General features: G+C 58.2%; 21 protein-coding genes. 9 read left to right on the top strand and 12 right to left on the bottom strand.

Annotated elements, in window-relative coordinates; translation table 11 throughout:
• The 3 genes from WM95_RS20555 (at window position 1) to WM95_RS20565 (ending at window position 2,131) form a co-directional block, all read left to right on the top strand.
• Complete coding sequence (locus WM95_RS20555; protein WP_063409115.1) at window positions 1-594, top strand: XTP/dITP diphosphatase; 594 nt, start codon at window positions 1-3, stop codon at window positions 592-594.
• Window positions 587-1,729, top strand: coding sequence for a radical SAM family heme chaperone HemW (gene hemW, locus WM95_RS20560; RefSeq protein ID WP_023309133.1), 1,143 nt, complete (start codon window positions 587-589; stop codon window positions 1,727-1,729). Before WM95_RS20555 ends, hemW begins: the two co-directional genes overlap by 8 nt.
• 63 nt (window positions 1,730-1,792) lie before the next feature.
• Complete coding sequence (locus WM95_RS20565; protein WP_023309134.1) at window positions 1,793-2,131, top strand: endonuclease domain-containing protein; 339 nt, start codon at window positions 1,793-1,795, stop codon at window positions 2,129-2,131.
• Between the two features lie 82 nt (window positions 2,132-2,213).
• Here the strand turns inward: WM95_RS20565 and WM95_RS20570 are convergent, their stop codons facing one another.
• From WM95_RS20570 to trmB, 3 genes are read right to left on the bottom strand one after another with little or no spacing between them, the layout of a single operon-like run.
• Window positions 2,214-2,930: a DUF2884 domain-containing protein gene (locus WM95_RS20570; protein WP_023309135.1), complete on the bottom strand. Its 717-nt coding sequence runs from the start codon at window positions 2,928-2,930 to the stop codon at window positions 2,214-2,216.
• 56 nt (window positions 2,931-2,986) lie between these two features.
• Window positions 2,987-3,313, bottom strand: coding sequence for a YggL family protein (locus WM95_RS20575; RefSeq protein WP_014885198.1), 327 nt, complete (start codon window positions 3,311-3,313; stop codon window positions 2,987-2,989).
• Window positions 3,313-4,032 carry a tRNA (guanosine(46)-N7)-methyltransferase TrmB gene (gene trmB / locus WM95_RS20580; RefSeq protein WP_048224819.1) on the bottom strand — a complete coding sequence of 240 codons (720 nt, stop codon included), beginning with the start codon at window positions 4,030-4,032 and terminating at the stop codon, window positions 3,313-3,315. Before trmB ends, WM95_RS20575 begins: the two co-directional genes overlap by 1 nt.
• A gap of 144 nt (window positions 4,033-4,176) precedes the next feature.
• On the opposite strand from trmB, the gene mutY reads away from it, so the two are divergent.
• The 4 genes from mutY to WM95_RS20600 all read left to right on the top strand — a co-directional run bounded on the left by mutY (window position 4,177) and on the right by WM95_RS20600 (window position 8,190).
• On the top strand, window positions 4,177-5,229 hold the full coding sequence (mutY, locus tag WM95_RS20585; protein WP_168964397.1) for an A/G-specific adenine glycosylase: 1,053 nt from the start codon (window positions 4,177-4,179) through the stop codon (window positions 5,227-5,229).
• 26 nt (window positions 5,230-5,255) lie between these two features.
• Window positions 5,256-5,528, top strand: coding sequence for an oxidative damage protection protein (locus tag WM95_RS20590; protein WP_023309138.1), 273 nt, complete (start codon window positions 5,256-5,258; stop codon window positions 5,526-5,528).
• 56 nt (window positions 5,529-5,584) lie between these two features.
• Entirely contained in the window at window positions 5,585-6,661 is a 1,077-nt protein-coding gene (gene mltC, locus WM95_RS20595; RefSeq protein WP_045355622.1) for a membrane-bound lytic murein transglycosylase MltC, read from the top strand.
• Window positions 6,662-6,933: 272 nt separating this feature from the next.
• Complete coding sequence (locus WM95_RS20600) at window positions 6,934-8,190, top strand: nucleoside permease (RefSeq protein WP_045403930.1); 1,257 nt, start codon at window positions 6,934-6,936, stop codon at window positions 8,188-8,190.
• Window positions 8,191-8,269: 79 nt separating this feature from the next.
• On the opposite strand, the gene citG is transcribed toward WM95_RS20600, so the two are convergent.
• The 8 genes from citG to WM95_RS20640 are packed head-to-tail and all read right to left on the bottom strand — an operon-like array spanning window position 8,270 to window position 15,578.
• Window positions 8,270-9,073, bottom strand: coding sequence for a triphosphoribosyl-dephospho-CoA synthase CitG (gene citG / locus WM95_RS20605; RefSeq protein ID WP_063408127.1), 804 nt, complete (start codon window positions 9,071-9,073; stop codon window positions 8,270-8,272).
• Window positions 9,051-9,590 (bottom strand): citrate lyase holo-[acyl-carrier protein] synthase, encoded by a 540-nt coding sequence (gene citX / locus WM95_RS20610; RefSeq protein WP_063408126.1) that lies wholly within the window; start codon window positions 9,588-9,590, stop codon window positions 9,051-9,053. The genes citG and citX overlap by 23 nt, the downstream gene beginning before the upstream one ends.
• Complete coding sequence (gene citF, locus WM95_RS20615; RefSeq protein ID WP_063408125.1) at window positions 9,587-11,110, bottom strand: citrate lyase subunit alpha; 1,524 nt, start codon at window positions 11,108-11,110, stop codon at window positions 9,587-9,589. Before citF ends, citX begins: the two co-directional genes overlap by 4 nt.
• 10 nt (window positions 11,111-11,120) lie before the next feature.
• Entirely contained in the window at window positions 11,121-11,996 is an 876-nt protein-coding gene (gene citE, locus WM95_RS20620) for a citrate (pro-3S)-lyase subunit beta (RefSeq protein ID WP_023309143.1), read from the bottom strand.
• Window positions 11,993-12,286, bottom strand: coding sequence for a citrate lyase acyl carrier protein (gene citD, locus WM95_RS20625; protein ID WP_008499773.1), 294 nt, complete (start codon window positions 12,284-12,286; stop codon window positions 11,993-11,995). The genes citE and citD overlap by 4 nt, the downstream gene beginning before the upstream one ends.
• A 16-nt stretch (window positions 12,287-12,302) precedes the next feature.
• Window positions 12,303-13,325: a [citrate (pro-3S)-lyase] ligase gene (citC, locus tag WM95_RS20630; protein ID WP_063408124.1), complete on the bottom strand. Its 1,023-nt coding sequence runs from the start codon at window positions 13,323-13,325 to the stop codon at window positions 12,303-12,305.
• Between the two features lie 10 nt (window positions 13,326-13,335).
• Window positions 13,336-14,199 (bottom strand): fumarylacetoacetate hydrolase family protein, encoded by an 864-nt coding sequence (locus WM95_RS20635; RefSeq protein WP_021242089.1) that lies wholly within the window; start codon window positions 14,197-14,199, stop codon window positions 13,336-13,338.
• 17 nt (window positions 14,200-14,216) lie between these two features.
• The gene (locus tag WM95_RS20640; RefSeq protein WP_029740738.1) at window positions 14,217-15,578 is read right to left on the bottom strand and encodes a 2-hydroxycarboxylate transporter family protein; all 1,362 of its coding nucleotides are present in this window, start codon (window positions 15,576-15,578) and stop codon (window positions 14,217-14,219) included.
• 345 nt (window positions 15,579-15,923) lie between these two features.
• Between WM95_RS20640 and WM95_RS20645 the strand changes: the two genes are divergently transcribed.
• Both WM95_RS20645 and WM95_RS20650 read left to right on the top strand, forming a co-directional pair.
• The gene (locus tag WM95_RS20645; RefSeq protein ID WP_088544973.1) at window positions 15,924-17,549 is read left to right on the top strand and encodes an ATP-binding protein; all 1,626 of its coding nucleotides are present in this window, start codon (window positions 15,924-15,926) and stop codon (window positions 17,547-17,549) included.
• Complete coding sequence (locus WM95_RS20650) at window positions 17,539-18,231, top strand: response regulator (RefSeq protein WP_045403943.1); 693 nt, start codon at window positions 17,539-17,541, stop codon at window positions 18,229-18,231. The genes WM95_RS20645 and WM95_RS20650 overlap by 11 nt, the downstream gene beginning before the upstream one ends.
• 54 nt (window positions 18,232-18,285) lie before the next feature.
• Here WM95_RS20650 and WM95_RS20655 read toward each other — a convergent pair whose 3' ends face one another.
• On the bottom strand, window positions 18,286-20,421 hold the full coding sequence (locus WM95_RS20655) for an ornithine decarboxylase (RefSeq protein ID WP_063409802.1): 2,136 nt from the start codon (window positions 20,419-20,421) through the stop codon (window positions 18,286-18,288).
• Between the last annotated feature and the right edge of the window lie 117 nt (window positions 20,422-20,538).

A 20,538-nucleotide genomic window follows, 5' to 3' on the forward strand; every position in this document is an offset into this window, starting at 1 on the left:
ATGCAGAAAGTTGTTCTCGCGACCGGCAACGCCGGTAAAGTGCGCGAGCTGGCCTCGCTATTAAATGATTTTGGGCTGGACGTGGTTGCCCAGACCGAGCTTGGCGTCGAGTCCGCCGAAGAGACGGGGCTGACGTTTATCGAAAACGCGATCCTGAAAGCGCGTCACGCCGCGCAGATTACCGGCCTGCCCGCGATTGCCGACGACTCCGGCCTGGCCGTGGATTTTCTCGGCGGTGCCCCGGGGATTTACTCTGCGCGCTATTCCGGCGTTGACGCCACCGACCAGCAGAATCTGGAAAAGCTGCTTGTCGCCCTGAAAGACGTACCGGACGAACAGCGCACCGCGCAGTTTCACTGCGTGCTGGTCTATATGCGCCACGCGGAAGACCCTACGCCGATCGTCTGCCACGGCAGCTGGCCGGGCGTGATTACCCGTGAAGCGGCTGGCAACGGCGGCTTTGGCTACGACCCTATTTTCTTTGTCCCGACCGAGGACAAAACCGCTGCGGAACTGACCCGCGAAGAAAAAAGCGCGATTTCCCACCGTGGACGCGCGCTGAAACTGTTACTGGAAGCACTGCGTAATGGCTAATTTGCCGCCTCTGAGTCTGTATATTCACATCCCGTGGTGCGTGCAGAAATGCCCGTACTGCGATTTCAACTCGCACGCGCTGAAGGGCGAAGTGCCGCACGATGACTACGTTGCGCATCTGCTGGCCGACCTGGATGCCGATGTACCTTACGCACAGGGACGTGAAGTTAAGACCATTTTCATTGGTGGCGGTACGCCGAGCCTGCTGTCAGGCCCGGCGATGCAAACGCTGCTGGACGGCGTGCGTTCGCGCCTGAACCTGGCGGCGGATGCTGAAATTACGATGGAAGCCAACCCCGGCACCGTTGAGGCCGACCGTTTTGTCGAGTATCAGCGCGCGGGCGTGAACCGCATCTCCATCGGCGTGCAGAGCTTTAGCGAACCAAAGCTAAAACGTCTGGGGCGCATTCATGGCCCGGAAGAGGCGAAGCGCGCGGCAAACCTGGCGACCGGTCTTGGCCTTCGCAGCTTCAACCTCGATTTGATGCACGGCCTGCCGGATCAGTCGCTGGAAGAGGCGCTGGACGACCTGCGCCAGGCGATCGAACTGAACCCGCCGCACCTGTCGTGGTATCAGCTCACCATTGAGCCAAACACGCTGTTCGGTTCCCGCCCGCCGGTGCTGCCGGACGACGACGCGCTCTGGGATATCTTCGAGCAGGGTCACAGGCTGCTAACCGCTGCGGGCTATCAGCAGTATGAAACGTCCGCGTATGCGAAGCCGGGCTATCAGTGCCAGCACAACCTGAACTACTGGCGCTTTGGCGACTATCTGGGGATTGGCTGCGGCGCGCACGGCAAGGTGACCTTCCCGGACGGGCGCATTCTGCGCACCGCCAAAACCCGCCACCCGCGCGGATACATGGAAGGCCGCTACCTGGAGCGTCAGCACGACGTTGAGGCGGCGGATAAACCGTTTGAGTTCTTCATGAACCGCTTCCGTCTGCTGGAAGCCGCGCCGCGCGCGGAGTTTGCGCGTTACACCGGGCTGCCGGAGTCGGTGATTCGCCCGCAGATCGACGAAGCGCTGGCCCAGGGGTATCTCACCGAGAGTGAGGAATACTGGCAGATCACCGAGCACGGCAAGCTGTTCTTAAACTCCCTTCTTGAACTGTTCCTCGCCGAAGAATCCTGAAGGCTTATTCAGGATTTAGCATCCCGCTCTGCCGGCTGAGGAAAAGGCTGGCAGAGTGTGGGGATGGAAAAATCAAAACAACTCCGCAAACAAATGACGCCCGAAGAATTACTCCTCTGGTATTTGCTCAGGGGTCGTCGCTTCTTTGGGTATAAGTTTCGTCGGCAGATGCCTATTGGTCCGTACATCGTGGATTTCGCCTGCTTTAAGGCGAAGCTGATCGTTGAGCTGGACGGGGGTCAGCATCAGAACAAAGAGAAGTATGATTCACGGCGTACCGAGTTTTTGAATGCGAACGGATGGGAAGTCTTACGGTTCTGGAATAACGAATTCAGGGCTAATGAGGAGGAGGTGTTGATAGCTATTCTGCAACGACTGCAATGCCTGATGCCCTCACCCTAACCCTCTCCCACAGGGAGAGGGAACGATTACACCCTCTCCCATGGGGAGAGGGCCGGGGTGAGGGGCCCAGCGCGCAGAGATCTTACTTAAGCGTCCCCACCAGCGCCTTCCGGCTATCTTCCAGCGACACCACACGTTTACACACGTCTTTGCCGAACTGCTGGAAATCATCTTCCTGGTTCTTCCACTCGTTCTGAATGGAGGTCTGCAAGCCGCCCAGGCTGCCCAGCACGCCCTGCAGCGGGTTACCGCCGCCTTTCAGCACGGCTTTCGCCCCCATTTCGTTGATGCTGTCCTGCAGGATGCCGCCCATCGCCTGATTCACCAGCTGCTGCCCGTCAGCGCGGACCTGATCGATCGCCTTGTAGTGGAACGTCAGGCCGTCGGTGCGCGTCTCGATAATGCGGTTCATCTGCTCTTTAAGCTGCTTATCGAGCTTCGTCAGGCGGGTGCGCATGTTGCTGCTCTCACCCACCTCTTTGGTGATGATCTTATCCAGCGCGACGCGGCTTTTCTCAACGCGGGTCAGCGCGCCGTCGTTGATCCACGGCAGTGCGGTACGCAGCTCAGCCTGGTAATCCTTCGCCTGCTCGCGCTGCGCGGCAGTCAGGTTTTGCGGCTTGCCGTTAAACGTCACGTTACCATCCGGCGTAATCACCAGATTGCCGTTCTCGCCTTTGACCTGCACGGTTTGCGGGCTTAACACCACGTCATCACGCGGGGTGACGCTACATTGATAATCCGCATGGGCGGTGAATCCGGTTGCCATCAAAGCAACAGCCAGCAACGTTTTGCGCATCTTAAACACTCCCTCAGACAAAATGGGCCAGCTAATGCTGGCCCCTTATTGCTTTATTAGTCCCACCAAACGTCGAAAAGTTCGCTGACGCGTACATCTTCGAGCTTGTGGTCTTCAAGCCATTTACGTACCAGCGCCTGATGTTCTTCGGTGCATTTACCCACTTCCTGGGTGCAGATCAGACCTTCCCAGGCCAGGTAGCCGCTACCGTCGAAGGCCAGCTTGTTTGGCTCAATCACGTCATTGATGAACGCATCCACGTCCTGATCGATCTGCTCTACACTGGTGCCTTCCGGGAAACGCCACGCAACGGAGAAGCCCACTTCCTGGAATTCTTCGATGTGCATCTTTTTACGCAGACGACGGCTACGATTCTTTGCCATTATTTCACCCTCTCGAACATTAAGTCCCATACACCGTGACCAAGACGATGGCCACGCTGTTCAAATTTCGTTACCGGACGCGATTCCGGACGCGGTACATAGTCGTTGCTCGCAGACTGGTTTTTGTAACCGTCCAGCGACGACATCACTTCCAGCATATGTTCCGCATACGGTTCCCAGTCGGTCGCCATATGGAAGACACCGCCCAGCTTCAGCTTGCTTTTAACCAGCTCGGCAAACGGTGCCTGAACGATACGGCGTTTATTATGACGTGCTTTGTGCCACGGGTCAGGGAAAAAGAGCTGAACCATGGTTAAAGAATTGTCAGGAATCATTTTATGCAGCACTTCCACCGCGTCGTGACACATCACGCGCAGGTTCTCAACGCCCTCTTCATGGGCCGTTGCCAGGCATGCCCCCACGCCCGGGGAGTGGACTTCGATACCGAGGAAGTTCTGCTCCGGTCGCGCTTTCGCCATGGTCACCAGCGAGGCGCCCATACCGAAGCCAATTTCCAGCGTGATCGGCGCGTCGCGACCAAACAGCTCGGCAAAATCCAGAGGCTGCTCGCTGAACTCAACGCCCATCACCGGCCAGTAGTTGTCCAGCGCATGTTGCTGCCCTTTTGTCAGGCGGCCCTGACGGCGGACAAAGCTGCGAATACGGCGCAGCGGGCGACCGTTTTCATCAAATTCCGGTGAAATGACGTCGTTTTTCATAAAAGAGTTGTCTGCTTGTGAGAATGTTCGGGAAACGGGCATTATCCAAAGTTAAGGCTTCTATGCAAGCATGGGAAAGATCCGGTTTACAGCAGATTGACGCTGTGCTGCAATCTGCGTCCCTGATTATGCGAATCGATGACCATGCAAGCCTCTCAATTTTCAGCCCAGGTGCTGGACTGGTACGACAAATACGGGCGTAAAACCCTGCCCTGGCAAATTGAAAAAACGCCTTACAAAGTATGGCTCTCCGAGGTGATGTTGCAACAAACGCAGGTCGCCACGGTGATCCCTTACTTCGAGCGTTTTATGGCGCGCTTCCCGACGGTGACCGATCTGGCCAACGCCCCGCTGGACGAGGTCCTGCACCTGTGGACCGGTCTTGGCTATTACGCCCGCGCGCGTAACCTTCACAAGGCCGCACAGCAGGTTGCCATGCGCCACAACGGGAAATTCCCGGAAACCTTCGATGAGGTGGCCGATCTCCCCGGCGTCGGACGTTCAACCGCAGGCGCCATTCTCTCCCTGTCTTTAGGCAAGCATTTCCCGATCCTCGACGGCAACGTGAAGCGCGTGCTGGCACGCTGCTACGCCGTCGACGGCTGGCCGGGGAAGAAGGACGTTGAAAAACGTCTTTGGGAAATAAGTGAAGCGGTCACCCCGGCTAACGGCGTCGAGCGTTTCAACCAGGCGATGATGGATCTCGGCGCGATGGTCTGCACGCGCTCAAAACCAAAATGCGAACTCTGCCCGGTGAATAATCTCTGCGTGGCGTATGCCAACCATTCATGGGCGCAATATCCGGGTAAGAAACCCAAACAGACGCTGCCGGAGCGCACCGGCTATATGCTGCTGATGCAGCACGGCGACGAGGTCTTCCTCGCCCAGCGTCCACCGAGCGGTCTGTGGGGTGGTCTATACTGCTTCCCACAGTTTGAAGATGAAGATTTGCTGCGTGAATGGCTTAAACAGCGCGGGATTGCTGCCGATAACCTGACGCAGCTGACCGCGTTTCGCCATACGTTCAGCCATTTCCACCTGGATATTGTACCCATGTGGCTTCCCGTGTCGTCATTTGCCTCGTGCATGGATGAAGGCACCGCTCTCTGGTATAACTTAGCGCAACCGCCATCAGTCGGACTGGCGGCTCCCGTGGAGCGCCTGTTACAGCAATTACGTGCCGGTGCAATGGTTTAGCATCGACAAGAAAAAGAGGAATGAGTATGGCCAGAACGATTTTTTGTACTTTCCTGCAGCGTGACGCTGAAGGCCAGGATTTCCAGCTTTATCCGGGCGACCTGGGTAAACGCATCTACAATGAAATCTCCAAAGAAGCCTGGGGACAGTGGCAGAAAAAGCAGACCATGCTGATCAACGAGAAAAAACTCAGCATGATGAACCCGGAACACCGCAAGCTGCTGGAGCAGGAGATGGTGAGCTTCCTGTTCGAAGGTAAAGACGTGCACATCGAAGGCTATACGCCACCGGAAAAATAACAGCGTGCGGGGGAAACCCCGCCGTTAAAGCAAACACAACACGCACTCCCGGAATGATGAAAAAACTTTTAGCGCTAGCCCTTGTTGCGCCGTTGCTTGTCTCGTGTTCGTCAAAAAAAGGCGAAGATTACAACGAAGCCTGGATCAAGGACACCAACGGTTTTGACATTTTGATGGGGCAGTTTGCCCACAACATCGAGAACATATGGGGATTTAACGAAGTTCTTATTGCAGGACCGAAGGACTACGTTAAGTACACCGACGCCTATCAGACCCGAAGCCACATCAACTTTGATGAGGGTACGATAACGGTTGAAACCATCGCAGGCACCGACCCTGCGGCACGACTGCGTCAGGCGATCGTCAAAACCCTGCTGATGGGTGACGATCCTGGATCTATCGATCTCTACTCCGATGCCGACGATATCACGATCTCGAAAGAGCCGTTCCTGTACGGCCAGGTTGTCGATCAGACCGGCCAGCCGATCCGCTGGGAAGGTCGCGCCACGAAATTTGCCGACTACCTGCTGCAGACGCGCCTGAAAAGCCGCTCTAACGGTCTGAAGATTATCTACAGCGTCACCATCAACCTCGTCCCAAACCACCTGGACAAGCGTGCGCATAAGTACATTGGGATGGTGCGTCAGGCCTCGCGCAAGTACGGCGTGGATGAGTCGCTGATCCTGGCGATTATGCAGACCGAATCCTCGTTCAACCCGTACGCGGTAAGCCGTTCCGACGCCCTGGGGCTGATGCAGGTTGTGCAGCACAGCGCCGGTAAAGACGTCTTCCGCGCGCAGGGGAAATCCGGCACGCCGAGCCGCAGCTATCTGTTCGATCCGCAGAGCAACATTGATACCGGCACGGCCTATCTGGCGATGCTGAACAATGTGTACCTGGGCGGAATTGATAACCCTACGTCGCGCCGCTATGCGGTGATCACCGCCTATAACGGCGGCGCGGGCAGCGTGCTGCGCGTCTTCTCGAATGACAAAGTGCAGGCCGCAAACATCATCAACAGCATGGCGCCGGGGGATGTCTACTCTACCCTCACCACCCGGCACCCGTCTGCGGAATCCCGTCGCTATCTGTATAAGGTGAATACGGCGCAGAAGAACTATCGTCGCCGGTGATCGGCACACCTTCTCCCCTCTGGGAGAAGGTGTTCTGTTTCCCCTCTCCCTGGGGGAGAGGGTCAGGGTGAGGGCATCAGGCCGCACCTATCCAACACCACCCATACGAAAATGTTATTTGCATCACAATCCAAACTGCAAATTAATGTGGATTGCATTTTTTTGCGGGAGGTAACAAAACATATCGTTGCCAACTGATAGAATTGCATCAAATAACAACCCTGAATGTTCCCAAAACAACATATCTCCCGCTCACTTGTGAGGAAAGTAACATGAACCTTAAGCTGCAGCTTAAAATTTTGTCGTTTCTGCAGTTCTGCCTGTGGGGTAGCTGGCTGACTACACTCGGCTCCTATATGTTTGTGACGCTCAAGTTCGATGGTGCGTCAATCGGTGCCGTTTACAGCTCGCTCGGTATTGCGGCTGTCTTCATGCCAACGCTGCTGGGCATCGTGGCGGATAAATGGTTGAGTGCGAAATGGCTGTACATGCTTTGCCATCTGGTGGGCGCGGGGACGCTGTTTATGGCAGCCCAGGTGACCACGCCGGGGGCGATGTTCATGGTGATCCTGCTTAACTCGCTGGCCTATATGCCAACGCTTGGCCTGATCAACACCATCTCCTACTACCGCCTGAAGTCCGCGGATATGGATATCGTGACCGATTTCCCGCCAATCCGTATCTGGGGAACTATCGGCTTTATCATGGCGATGTGGGGCGTGAGCTTCGCGGGCTTCGAACTGAGCCATATGCAGCTCTATATCGGCGCAGCGCTCTCCGTGCTGCTGGCGATCTTTACCCTGACGCTGCCGCACATTCCGGTCTCAAACCAGCAAAAAAACCAGAGCTGGAGCACCATGCTCGGCCTGGACGCCTTCGCGCTGTTCAAAAACAAACGCATGGCGATCTTCTTTATCTTCTCCATGCTGCTGGGCGCGGAGCTGCAGATCACCAACATGTTCGGCAACACCTTCCTGCACAGCTTCGATAACAACCCGCTGTTCTCCGGCAGCTTTATCGTTGAACATGCGTCGGTGATGATGTCCATCTCTCAGATCTCTGAGACGCTGTTCATTCTGACCATCCCGTTCTTCCTGAGCCGCTACGGCATCAAGAACGTCATGCTGATCAGTATCGCGGCATGGATGCTGCGCTTCGGTCTGTTCGCCTACGGCGACCCAAGCCCGTTCGGCACCGTACTGCTGGTACTGTCGATGATCGTTTACGGCTGCGCCTTCGACTTCTTCAACATCTCCGGTTCGGTGTTTGTGGAAAAAGAGGTGAAGCCTGAAATTCGCGCCAGCGCGCAGGGTATGTTCCTGATGATGACCAACGGCTTCGGCTGTATTCTGGGCGGAGTGGTAAGCGGTAAAGTGGTTGAGATGTACACCACCAACGGCATTACCAACTGGCAGCCTGTGTGGCTGATCTTCGCGGCGTACTCGCTGGTGCTGTTCTTCGCGTTCATCGCGCTGTTCAAGTACAAGCACGTGCGTGAACCGCACGGTGCGCAGCCGATCGCGCATTGATTGTTGTGCCCGGTGGCGCTGCGCTTACTGGGCCTACAAAACCAGACCGTAGGCCGGGTAAGGCGAAGCCGCCGCCCGGCTATTTTATTGCAAAGAGCACCCACCCCACCGACAGCAAATCCGCGCTGCCGCCCGGGCTCAGGTTCCGTTCAATCAATGCGTTATCCATCTTCAGCAACGCCTCGCGATCCCAGCCACTCGCCAGTAATTCCCGCGCGTAGCCCTGAACGTAGCGCAGCCCTTCAATGCCGCCGCGCGAGACGAGATTACTGTCCTGATTGACCGCCATCAGGCGCAACAGCAGGCCGTGAAGCGACTGTCCGTTCCACTGCGCCAGCGCCTTACGCGCCGTCGCAAAGCCGTTTTCCGCCTCTCCGCGCGCGCCGGTTAAGCCGTACTGCTGAAACTGCCGCTCGCCCGCCGTCGCCTGTCCGCCGCGCGCGGCCAGCTCCCGCGACACCAGCCCGCTGCAGATGTTACTTACCTCACAGCAGAGGCTGTCTGCGGAGATATGTTTCACACGCCCGGCGGCGAAGCACAGTAAACCCAGGGCAAAAATCCCGCCCTTGTGGGTGTTCACTCCGTTCGTCGCGGCGTACATCGCCTGCTCGCAGGCCATCCCCATCGGGCGGATAATGCGAAGCTGTGCGTCAGCGGGTTTATCCGCATGCGCGTTACCGAGCTCGGCAAAGCGCGAAAACCACGGCGCAATCGCCGCAATGCTGCGGACGAACAGCGCGTGGTCCATATCGCGATGGGAACCGTTATTGAGCTTGTCCACCAGCCCCGGCTTGGGCGTCAGCTCCAGCTCCTGCCACAGCGCCGCCTCGGCAAGCGCGGGTACGTCAACCGGGCGCGGTTTAGTCGCGAGCAAACCAGTCATCGATCGTCTTCTCCACGCGGGAAACCACCTGCTCCACAGGATGAGCGCGCGAACGGGAACAGGCATGAGCGGGCTCGTCGCAGATCAGACAACGCCTTAAATTTGCGCCCAGCGACTGACGCCCGACGTGGCCGTGCTGAGGGCAGATCACGTCCAGATCCCACAGCCTGCCGAGCGGGTGCGTCTGCTCCAAATCCGAACAGTGCGCTTTGATTTCCACAGCGGGATGGGCCACGCACCACAGGGCTTCTGGCCCGGTCGGGAGCCATAGAACCTGGCGGTCCAGCACCTGCCAGCGGTTTTCCCACAGCAGCTGGTCGCACATCTGCAGCGCCACGCCCATGGTGTTGCGATAGCGCAGGCTGTCCTTGATTTCCCCCGGCGTGACCAGCGTGAGGGAAATCACCGGTTGTTGATAGTGCTCGAGCATGTCAGCCTGGCGCGCTGCGCGGCGCTCTTTCGCCGCCAGCAGTTCGTCCAGACTGACACCCGCCCGCACGGGTGTCGCTAAAATCACACTTCCTCCTTCACCTGTCGTACGGTGTCGATCACGCTGCCGTCGCGGTAGCGGATCACCCCGACGATTTTGTCGGTAAATTCAATCGGTTTAGGTACGCCCGTCAGAGAAATCGCCCGCTCGTAAAGCGCGCTGATATCCACAACTTTGAGCCCGGCTTCCAGCAGCCGCTCGCGGATCTCCGGGCGCGCCGGGTTGACCGCAATGCCGTGGTCGGTGACCAGCACGTCGATGCTCTCGCCCGGCGTGAGGCGCGTGGTAACCCGCTTCACGACCGTCGGAATGCGGCTGCGCAACAGCGGCGTTACGACGATGGTCAGGTTTGCCGCGGCGGCCACGTCGCAGTGTCCACCGGACGCGCCGCGCATCACCCCGTCGGAGCCAGTGATAACGTTGACGTTGAAATCGACGTCGATTTCGAGGGCGCTGAGGATCACCACGTCAAGCTGGTCGCAGCTTGCCGCCTTGCTGCCGGGGTTGGCGTAGACGTTGGTGGAGATCTCCACGTGGTTCGGGTTGCGCGCCAGCGAGGCCGCCGCCTGGCCGTCAAAGCACTGGGTATCGAGCAGCTTTTCGATGAGCCCCTTCTCGTGCAGATCCACCAGGCTGCCGGTGATGCCGCCGAGCGCAAAGCGCGCCTTCACGCCGCTGCGCTCCATCTTCTCTTCCATAAAGCGCGTGCAGGCGGTCGCCGCCGCGCCGGAGCCGGTCTGCATCGAGAAGCCCGGTTTGAAGTAGCCGGAGTGTTCAATGACGTCCGCCGCATAGCGGGCGATCATCAGCTCGCGCGGGTTGCTGGTGACCCGCGCCGCGCCGACGCTGATTTTCGCCGGGTCGCCCACGCTCTCAACCTGCACGATGTAGTCCACCTGATCCTGCACCAGGCTGGCGGGCATATTCGGAAACGGCACCAGTTCTTCGGTCAGCAGCACCACCTTACGGGCAAAGTGCGCGTCCACCATGGCGTAGCCCAGGGAGCCGCAGCACGATTTGCCGTGCGTCCCGTTGGCGTTGCCAAACTCATCGCTGCACGGCACGCCGAGAAACGCCACGTCAATATTCAGCTCGCCGTCCTGGAGCAGCTTCACGCGACCGCCGTGGGAGTGAATTTGCACCGGCTCGTCCATCAGCCCGTGGGAGATCGCGTCCGCCAGCCTGCCGCGCATACCGGAGGTATAAATCCGGGTGATGACGCCGCTTTCAATATGCTCGATCAGCGCGTCGTTGCAGGTCATTAGCGAGCTGGAAGCCAGCGTCAGGTTTTTGAAGCCCATTCGCGCCAGCAGCGCCACGACGGTGTTGATTACCCGGTCGCCTTCGCGAAACGCGTGGTGGAAGGAGATGGTCATCCCGTCCTGCAGACCGCAGCGCTTAACCGCCTCTTCAACAGAGGCACAGAGTTTACGGCTGTGCTTCGCGTCGCTGTCCGCCAGCCAGGGCGTCGCGCTGTGGGCGGTATCAAACGGTTTTAAGTCCCGCAGATGGGGGAAATTCACGTGAAGAAGTTCAGTCTGATTCATTATTTTATCCTTACCGACGCACGCCGGAGGCCGCCGCGCGCTCCAGCACCACCTGCGCGTGGTTAATAATCGGTGCATCCACCATTTTGCCGTTGAGCGATACCACGCCCAGGCCGTTACGCTCGCCCTCTTCTGCCGCCTCAATCACTCTTTTGGCGTGATCCACCTCTTCCTGAGTCGGGGCGTAGGCGTTGTGCAACAGGTCAATCTGGCGCGGGTTGATCAGCGATTTGCCGTTAAAGCCCATCTTGCGGATCAGATCGACCTCGCGCAGGAATCCGGCCTCGTCGTTAACGTCTGACCACACCACGTCGAAGGCGTCGATACCCGCCGCGCGGGCGGCGTGCAGCACGGCGCAGCGGGCGTAGAACAGCTCGGTGCCGTCGCCGCGCTCGGTCTGCATGTCCATCACGTAGTCAAAGGCGGCCAGCGCGATGCCGATGAGACGCACAGAGCTGCGGGCAATCGCCACGGCGTTGATGACGCCAATGGCCGATTCAATCGCCGCCATCACGCGGGTGGAGCCGACCTCGCGGCCGCACTCCTGCTCGATGCGTTCGAGGTGGCCTTCCAGCTCGTAGATATCGTCCGGCGTGTCGGTTTTCGGCAGGCGGATCACGTCCACGCCGGCCCGCACGGCAGCCTCCAGATCCAGCAGGCCAAACGGCGTGCTGAGTGGGTTAATGCGCACCACTGTTTCGATATCCTGATACATCGGGTGCTGCAGGGCATGGAACACCAGCATGCGCGCGGTATCCTTCTCGCGCAGGGCGACGGCGTCCTCAAGATCAAACATGATGGAGTCGGGACGGTAGATAAATGCGGTGGAAAGCATGGCGGCATTAGCGCCCGGCAGGAACAGCATACTGCGGCGGAGTTTGCTCATTTCAGCGCCCCCCAGTTGATGGCCTGTTCATCGGCGGCACGCATCAGCGCGCTTTGCAGGCGGGCGCGGATCACACAGTCCAGCGCCCCTTTGTCTTCAATAATAATTAATCCCTGGTGCACGTTCATGGCGCGCAACGTGTCGTTGACCACCTGGCGAATTTGCTCGCCAAACTGCTTAATCACTTCACTGTGGATGACTATCTCCAGCTCGCCGTGAGCGGGAGCGATTTTCACCATCAGGTCGCTGGACTCCTGCGTTCCGGCCAGCGCCTCCCTTACAATTTTCATGATAAATTCCTGGTAGTTAAGCGACTTCCGCACTCGCACGGTAATGCGTTTCGAGATGCGCGAAGGTGGAGTCCGGGACAATCTCCCGGATCCGGGAAAACTGCTGTGTCTTCAGTAAGCGGCGCACTTCGGACGCTGATATGGCGTTGCCGGTGGCCTTGATGCGCGGCATTTCCACCACCTCGATATGCGAGGCCAGCAGGTCGTGCAGCGTCTGGTTGTACTGGCGGGTGATATCGCAAAACGGCTCCGATCCGATGAAGCGGTGCGTGATGCCGAGCGCCGGGGCAATGAAGTCCCGGAAGATCAGCACATCGATCTCGCTCCACGCCTGCTGCACTTTGCCGGTCTCCTTCAGGAAGTAGGCCGGGAAGGTGGCGCGGGAGATGATGTACTGCGAGCCTTCATGCACCACCACGTTCGGCAGATGCGCCACGCCCGCGCGCACCATCTCGAGGCGCGCGCTGAACGGGAAGAACGAGGCGTCTTCGCGCACCACGAACAGGTGCAGGGCGTCGCACCTCTGCGCCGCCTGCTCCACCAGATGGCGGTGGCCGAGGGTGAACGGATTCGCGTTCATCACTATCGCGCCAACGTTCTCCCCGCACTTGCGCTTCGCGCGCAGGGAACGGCAGTAGCGTTCGATCCCCTGCGGGGTGTTCTCCATCAGCACCGCGTTGTTCCCGCTCTGGGCAATCGGCCAGAAGCCGCTGCGGGCAAAGCGCTCCCGGTTGCACGGACGGGTGCAGAGGAAGAGGTGAAAATGGCCGCACTCCAGCGCCGCATTTTCCACCTCTGCCAGCAGCCGCGCGCTGAGGTTCTCGCCGCGAAGCTGCTCGTTGACCGCCACGCATTTGATGACGTTGGCGGCAAGCCCTGCGCAACCCACCAGCTGCGAACCGGACCAGGCTTCGACAAACAGCGTGATGTCGTTGTCCAGGCCAAGGCCGCTGTCTGCCAGCAGGTAACGGATCTGGCTTAAGCGTTCCGGGTGTTTCGCCACCAGCGTGTGGCGAAAATCGATGGGTTGACTGTTCATGCCGCCTTACTCAGTGTGCTGCCGCAAGCCCGACGGCTGGCGCTTCCACGATCACGTTGCTCAGATGACCGATATGCTCGATCTCCACCTCAATGCGATCCCCTTCCTTCATAAACAGCGGCGGATTGCGTTTTTTACCCACCCCGCCCGGAGATCCGGTGATGATCACGTCGCCCGGGCTTAAGCGGGTAAAGGTGCTGATGTACTCGATCAGCTCCGCAACCTTGTGGATCATGCTGCTGGTGTTGTCTTCCTGCACCATGCGGCCGTTCAGCCAGGTGCGGATCGCAAGCTGGTGCGGATCCGGGATCTCATCCGCCGTCGCCATCCACGGCCCAAACGCGCCGGTTTTGCGCCAGTTTTTACCGGCGGTGAACCAGGTGTGCTGCCAGTCGCGGGCGGAGCCGTCCATGTAGCAGCTGTAGCCCGCCACGTGGCGCAGGGCGTCATCGCGGCTGATGTTCTCCCCGCCTTTGCCGATGATCACCGCCAGCTCGCCTTCGTAGTCGAATTCGCTGGAGTGGCGCGGCTTCAGCACCGGCTCGTTGTGGCCGGTCTGTGAATCCGGGAAGCGGACAAACAGCGTCGGGGCCGGATTATGCTGGTCAAACTCCTTGCGCTTGTCGGCATAGTTCATGCCCACGCAGAGGATCTTTTCCGGCTGCTCAATCACCGGTAAGAAGGTGATGGCGCTCATCGGCACGTCCACGGCGTCGTTCAGGTAGCGGGTGGCCTGCGCCAGCCCGTTGCCCTGCAGCAGCGCTTTAAGGTCGCTGTAGCGGTCGCCGAGACGGCGGCCTAAATCAATCACGCCGTCGGCCTGGACGATGCCGTAGCTGCGTTTTCCCTGGTATAAAAAGCTTGCGAGTTTCATTGTTCTTTCCTGAAAACTTAAACGAGGAAGTTGCCCAGAATCAGCAGTGAGACAGAGACGTTAATCGCCCCGCCGATACGGGTAGCAATCTGGGCGAACGGCATCAGGCTCATGCGGTTGCCTGCGGTCAGGATCGCCACGTCGCCGGTACCGCCCTGGCCGCTCTGGCAGCAGGAGACGATGGCGACATCAATCGGATGCATACCAATCTTTTTGCCGACGAAGAAGCCGGTGGCGACCAGTGCAGAAACGGTGCTGACAATTACCAGCAGGTTGCTGACGGTGAACGCCGCCACCAGTTCATGCCACGGGGTGATAGCCACGCCGACGGCGAAGAGGATTGGGTAGGTCACGGAGGTCTGGAAGAATTTGTACACCACCTGAGAGCCTTCGAGCAGGCGCGGAGAGGCGCCGTTGCAGAGCTTCACCAGCACCGCCATAAACAGCATGCCGACCGGTGCGGGCAGGCCAATCAGCTTGTGGCCAAGCATGCCCAGCATGTAGAGCAGCACCGCCAGCAGCGCGCCGGAGGCGATAGTGGTGACGTCCGCTTTGCCGGAAAAAGCAGGCTGAGAGACCGTTGCATCGGCATTCGCGCGGTTAGGCATCAGCTGGCCTTCACCGGTCAGGTGCGGGAAGCGTTTACCGAGCTGGTTCAGGCAGCCGGAGATGATGATTGCCGTCAGACCGCCGAGCATGACCATCGGCAGCACGCGACCGAGCGCAACGCCCTGGTCCATGTGCAGCAGGGTGGCATAGCCGATGGAAAGCGGGATCGCCCCTTCCCCGACGCCGCCCGCCATAATCGGCAGAATGATAAAGAAGAAGATCTGGAACGGCTCAAGACCCAGCGCCAGGCCGACGCCCATCCCCACCAGCATGCCGACGATTTCGCCGCACAGCATCGGGAAGAAGATGCGCAGGAAGCCCTGAATCAGCACCGTGCGGTTCATGCTCATGATGCTGCCGACGATAATGCAGCAGATGTAGAGATAGAGAATATTGGTGGATTTGTAGAATTTGGTGGTGGACTCGACCACCACGTCCGGCAGCAGGCCATAATAGACCAGCGCGGAAGGGATAAAGGTGGCGCAAATCGCCGCCGCGCCGAGCTTGCCGACAATCGGCAGGCGTTTGCCAAACTCGCCGCAGGCAAAGCCGAAGAAGGCCAGCGTTGCCACCATGACCACGATATCGCTCGGCAGTTTTCCGCCCAGGCAATCAATGGCAATCAGCGCGCCCGCCAGAACGAACAGCGGCAGAGGAATAATCCCAACTTTCCAGGTATCCATAATATGCCACCAGCGCTCTTTGAGCGAAGGCCGCTGAATTTCAATCGGGTCGTGGGTAACAGAGAAAGAATCGTCAGTTGTGCTCATAATAAGCCCCTTGGTTATTTTGTGCGTTCAGCTTAGAGTCACAAAGGCTTACTTTATGTGAGGGATGGCATATTAAAAGCGAAGTTTTAATGGCAGCTATGGTTTTAATGGTTTCTTTTATTTAATGTGATTTATACCTTATTTATTGCCGTGGTTTTTATGGTTTCTTTTCCGAATTGAACAAACAAATAACATTTGCTCGCGCAGCCCGAAGTACGTTCGCCTTCAGGATAACTCTTTTACAACGCCCGCTGTGCAAGGGATCACAAGTTTTCGGCAAAGCGGGCGTCAGCGCGAAAAAAGATGATATATTGGCGATCTTTGCTGCTACCTCGCGTGATAGTTATGAAAGTCTCTTTCCAGATTAAGCTGTTTATTTCGCTGGTTGCCTTTTTCTCAGTGCTTTTCGCGCTGCTGGGCGGATATTATTATGCCGACGTCGGGAAACAGCTTTATCAGGAAATGAGTACGCGTGCCAAAATACAGGCTGAAGAGATTGCGCTTATTCCGACATTGCGTAATGAAGTTGAACAAAAGAATATCAACGCCATCCATGATTTTATGCAGAAGATTTCTGCGCACAGCGACGCCAGCTTTATTGTGATTGGTGATAATAAAGGGCAGCATCTTTTTCACTCCGTATTTGCCGACAGAGTGGGCACAACCCTGGTTGGCGGAGACAATGAAGCCGTGTTGCAGGGTAAAAGCACCACCACCATCCGCAAAGGCGGGCTGGGTATTTCGCTGCGCAGCAAAGCCCCCATTTTCAATGCTGCCGGACAGGTGGTCGGCATTGTTTCGGTAGGCTATCTCACCAGCTACCTTGATACCATTACCGTCAGTAAGGTGGTCAATATCCTGATTGCCGCCGTGCTGCTGCTGATCGCTCTCTTTGTCTTCTCCTGGTTCTTTACCCGCAGCATCAAGAAGCAGATCTTCTCCCTTGAGCCGCGCGAGATCGGCCTGCTGGTGCGCCAGCAGAAGGCGATGATGGAGTCTATTTATGAAGGGGTGATTGCCATTGACGATCGGCGGCGGATTGAAGTCATCAACCAGGCGGCGCGCAAGCTGCTGGGTCTGAGCCAGCCGGCCCGCGAGCTGCGCGGACAGCTGATAAGCCAGGTGATCGATCCGGTCCCGTTCTTCGACACGCAGACGATGCTGGCGAAAGATACCCATGACGAGATTTGTCGTTTTAACGATCTCACGGTGATTGCCAGCCGGGTGCACATCATGCTTGAGGGGTCGCTGCAGGGCTGGGTGATCACCTTCCGCGATCGCAACGAGATCGACTCGCTAAGCGCCCAGCTTAGCCAGGTCAAACGCTATGTCGATAACCTCCGCATTATGCGCCACGAGCAGTTAAACAGGATGACCACCCTCTCCGGCCTGCTGCACATGGGCCGCTATGAGGAAGCCATTGGCTACATTCAGGCGCAGTCGGAACATGCCCAGGAGCTTCTGGACTTTATCTCTTCGCGCTTCAGTTCACCGACCCTGTGCGGCCTGCTGCTGGGGAAAGCCGCCCGCGCGCGGGAGAAAGGCGTAGAGCTGTGTTTCGACCCGGGCTGTCGGCTGGACAGACCGTTCCTGCCCCTTGGTGAGCAAGAGCTGATTTCGATTATTGGCAACCTGCTGGATAACGCCATCGAAGCAACACAGAGGTCGCCGCTTCCCCACGCGCCGGTAGAAGTGCTGATAAAGCTCAGCGAACAGGAGCTGATTATTGAAGTGGCCGACCAGGGCGTTGGCATTACACCGGCGATCCGTGACCGGATCTTTGAACGCGGCATCACCACCAAAACGCGCGGCGATCATGGGATTGGTCTGTATCTGATCGAAAGCTACGTCACACAGGCTGGCGGCGCGATAGAAGTTGCCGATAATACCCCGCGCGGCGCCATTTTCTCCTTGTTTATCCCGGCCACGGGAACCGCCCGGCAACTGGAAGACACCGACTATGCAACATGAACTTATCGACGTACTGATTGTTGAAGACGAGAACGAACTGGCGCAACTGCACGCGGAGCTGATAGGCAAACATCCGCGTCTGAGGCTGGTGGGCATTGCCTCGTCGCTGGCTGCGGCCCAGGCAGAGCTTGAAAGCAAACAGCCGCAGCTGATGCTGCTGGATAATTACCTGCCGGACGGTAAAGGCATCTCGCTTATCAATAACCCCATGCTGGCCCGCGCCAACTGCTCGGTGATTTTTATTACTGCCGCCAGCGATATGGACACCTGCAGCCAGGCGATTCGCAACGGTGCGTTCGACTACATCCTCAAACCCGTCTCCTGGAAGCGGCTCAGCCAGTCGCTGGAGCGGTTCGTGCAGTTTGCCGAACAGCAGCGCGTCTGGAAGATTGTCGACCAGCAGAACGTGGATTCGCTGTATCAGCTTCAGGCGAAAAACTACCGCCAGGACAACGGCAGTAAAGGCATTGAGGAAAATACGCTGGCGCGGGTACAGTCGCTGTTTAACGATAAGGCAACGCACTGCTTTACCGTGGATGAGGTGGTGAGCGAAACGGGATTAAGCAAAACCACCACCCGGCGCTATCTGGAGCACTGCGTGGAGGCGGGTTTTCTGACGGTGGAGATGCTGTATGGCAAGATTGGGCATCCGAGGAGGATGTACAAGCGTAGTGCGGTTTGATGAAACGTTCCCCCTCCCTGTGGGAGAGGGTTAGGGTGAGGGAAACAGCCCGCACTATCTTAAAACATACCCATACAGCCGCTTAATCCCGTCGGCATCCTTCTCGCTGTAAACTCCCTGCAGCTCCGGCGAGAAGCCCGGCAGCAGGTTGACGCCCTCCTCCAGCGCCAGGAAGTAACGCTGTACCGCCCCGCCCCAGACCTCACCCGGCACCACGCAAAGCACGCCCGGCGGATAGGGCAGCGCCCCTTCGGCAGCAATGCGCCCTGCGGCATCCCGTATGCGAACCAGCTCCACCTCTCCGCGAATATAGGCCCGGTTTGCATCCTGCGGGTTCATTACCACCTCAGGCAGGCTCTCCTTGCGGAACATCGCCTTCTGCAGATCCTTCACGTCAAAGCTGACGTAGAGATCGTGCATCTCCTGGCACAGCTGGCGAAGGGTGTAATCCCGGTAGCGCACCGGGTATTTCTGGAAGATCGTCGGCAGCACGTCCGCCAGCGGCGTGTCGTCTTCAATATGCTGTTCGAACTGGCCCAGCATCGCCACCAGCTGCGCCAGCTTCTCGCTGCTTTCGGCAGGCGTCAGCAGGAACAGGATCGAGTTGAGGTCGCATTTCTCCGGCACGATGCCGTTTTCGCGCAGGTAGTGCGCCAGAATCGTCGCCGGGATCCCGAAATCCGTGTACTCCCCGGTTTCGGCATCGATACCCGGCGTGGTCAGCAGGAGCTTGCACGGGTCGACAAAGTACTGCTCGCGGGCATAGCCCTCAAACCCGTGCCATTTGGCCCCCGGCTCAAAGCTGAAGAAGCGCAGCTCGCTGGCAATGGCGTGCGTCGGATGATCCTGCCACGGCCGCCCCGCCACCACCGGCGGGATAAACGGTTTGATCATATGACAGTTCGCAATGATCGCCTTGCGCGCCTCAATCCCCAGCTCGACGCACTCCGCCCACAGCCTGCGTCCGCTTTCACCTTCGTGGATCTTGGCATTCACGTCCAGCGCGGCGAACAGCGGATAAAACGGGCTGGTGGAGGCGTGCAGCATAAACGCGTTGTTCAGCCGCTTGTGCGGGCAGAAGCGCGCCTGACCGCGAATGTGGTTATCCTTTTTATGGATCTGCGACGTTTGCGAGAACCCGGCCTGCTGTTTGTGCACCGACTGGGTCACGAAAATCCCCGGATCGTTCTCGTTCAATTCCAGCAAGAGCGGGGACGTTTCCGCCATCATCGGAATAAACTGCTCGTAGCCCACCCAGGCGGAGTCAAAGAGGATGTAGTCGCACAGATGACCGATCTTGTCGATCACCTGGCGGGCGTTGTAGATCGTCCCGTCGTAGGTGCCAAGCTGAATGATCGCCAGGCGGAACGGACGCGCCTCGTCGGCCTTTTCCGGCGCCGCCTCGCGGATAAGATCCCGCAGATACGCATCGTCAAAGCAGTGGTCGTCAATCCCGCCAATAAAGCCAAACGGGTTACGCGCCGCCTCAAGATAAACCGGCGTGGCGCCCGCCTGGATCAGCGCCCCGTGGTGGTTAGACTTATGGTTATTGCGGTCGAACAGCACCAGGTCGCCGCGGGTCAGCAGCGCGTTGGTCACCACCTTGTTGGCCGCTGACGTGCCGTTCAGCACGAAGTAGGTTTTGTCCGCATTGAACACTTTTGCCGCGAACTTTTGCGCGTGCTTGGCGGACCCTTCGTGGATCAGCAGATCGCCCAGCTTCACGTCGGCGTTGCACATGTCGGCGCGAAACACGTTCTCACCGAAGAAATCATAGAACTGTCGCCCTGCCGGGTGTTTTTTGAAAAAGGCCCCGTGCTGGTGGCCCGGACAGGCGAAAGTGCTGTTGCCCATCTCCACATACTGGCTCAGGGTGTCGAAAAAAGGCGGCAGCAGATTCTCTTCGTAACGGCTGGCAGCGCTCTCCAGTTCCAGAAACTCCTGAGCTTTACCCGATATAACCGCGCTGGCGCCGTCGGGTACGTCCGTTGGCTCCTGCGAGAAAATAAACACCGGTAGCTGAAAGCCCGTGCGTTTCAGCAGTGCAAGAATGCCGCTGCGACTTTCAGCTGTTGTGATGACGACGGCCGCCACATCGGTAAAATCAGTGCTGTCCAGCGTCACCTTTTCGCGGTGCGTAGACACAGTGGAAAGCAGCTCGCGGCTGACGGCAATTTTCATGGTTTTCATAGGCGCAGTTACCCTCACCGGGCGGTGAGACAGGGAGGAGAAAATTCGCGCAATAATGTCACCTTTTATTTTGAGGTGCAAGAAGGAATCAGTATGCACCAAATCAACCAAAGCTAA

It is taken from the genome of Enterobacter cloacae complex sp. ECNIH7 (genome assembly GCF_002208095.1).
Classification (GTDB): domain Bacteria; phylum Pseudomonadota; class Gammaproteobacteria; order Enterobacterales; family Enterobacteriaceae; genus Enterobacter; species Enterobacter cloacae_M.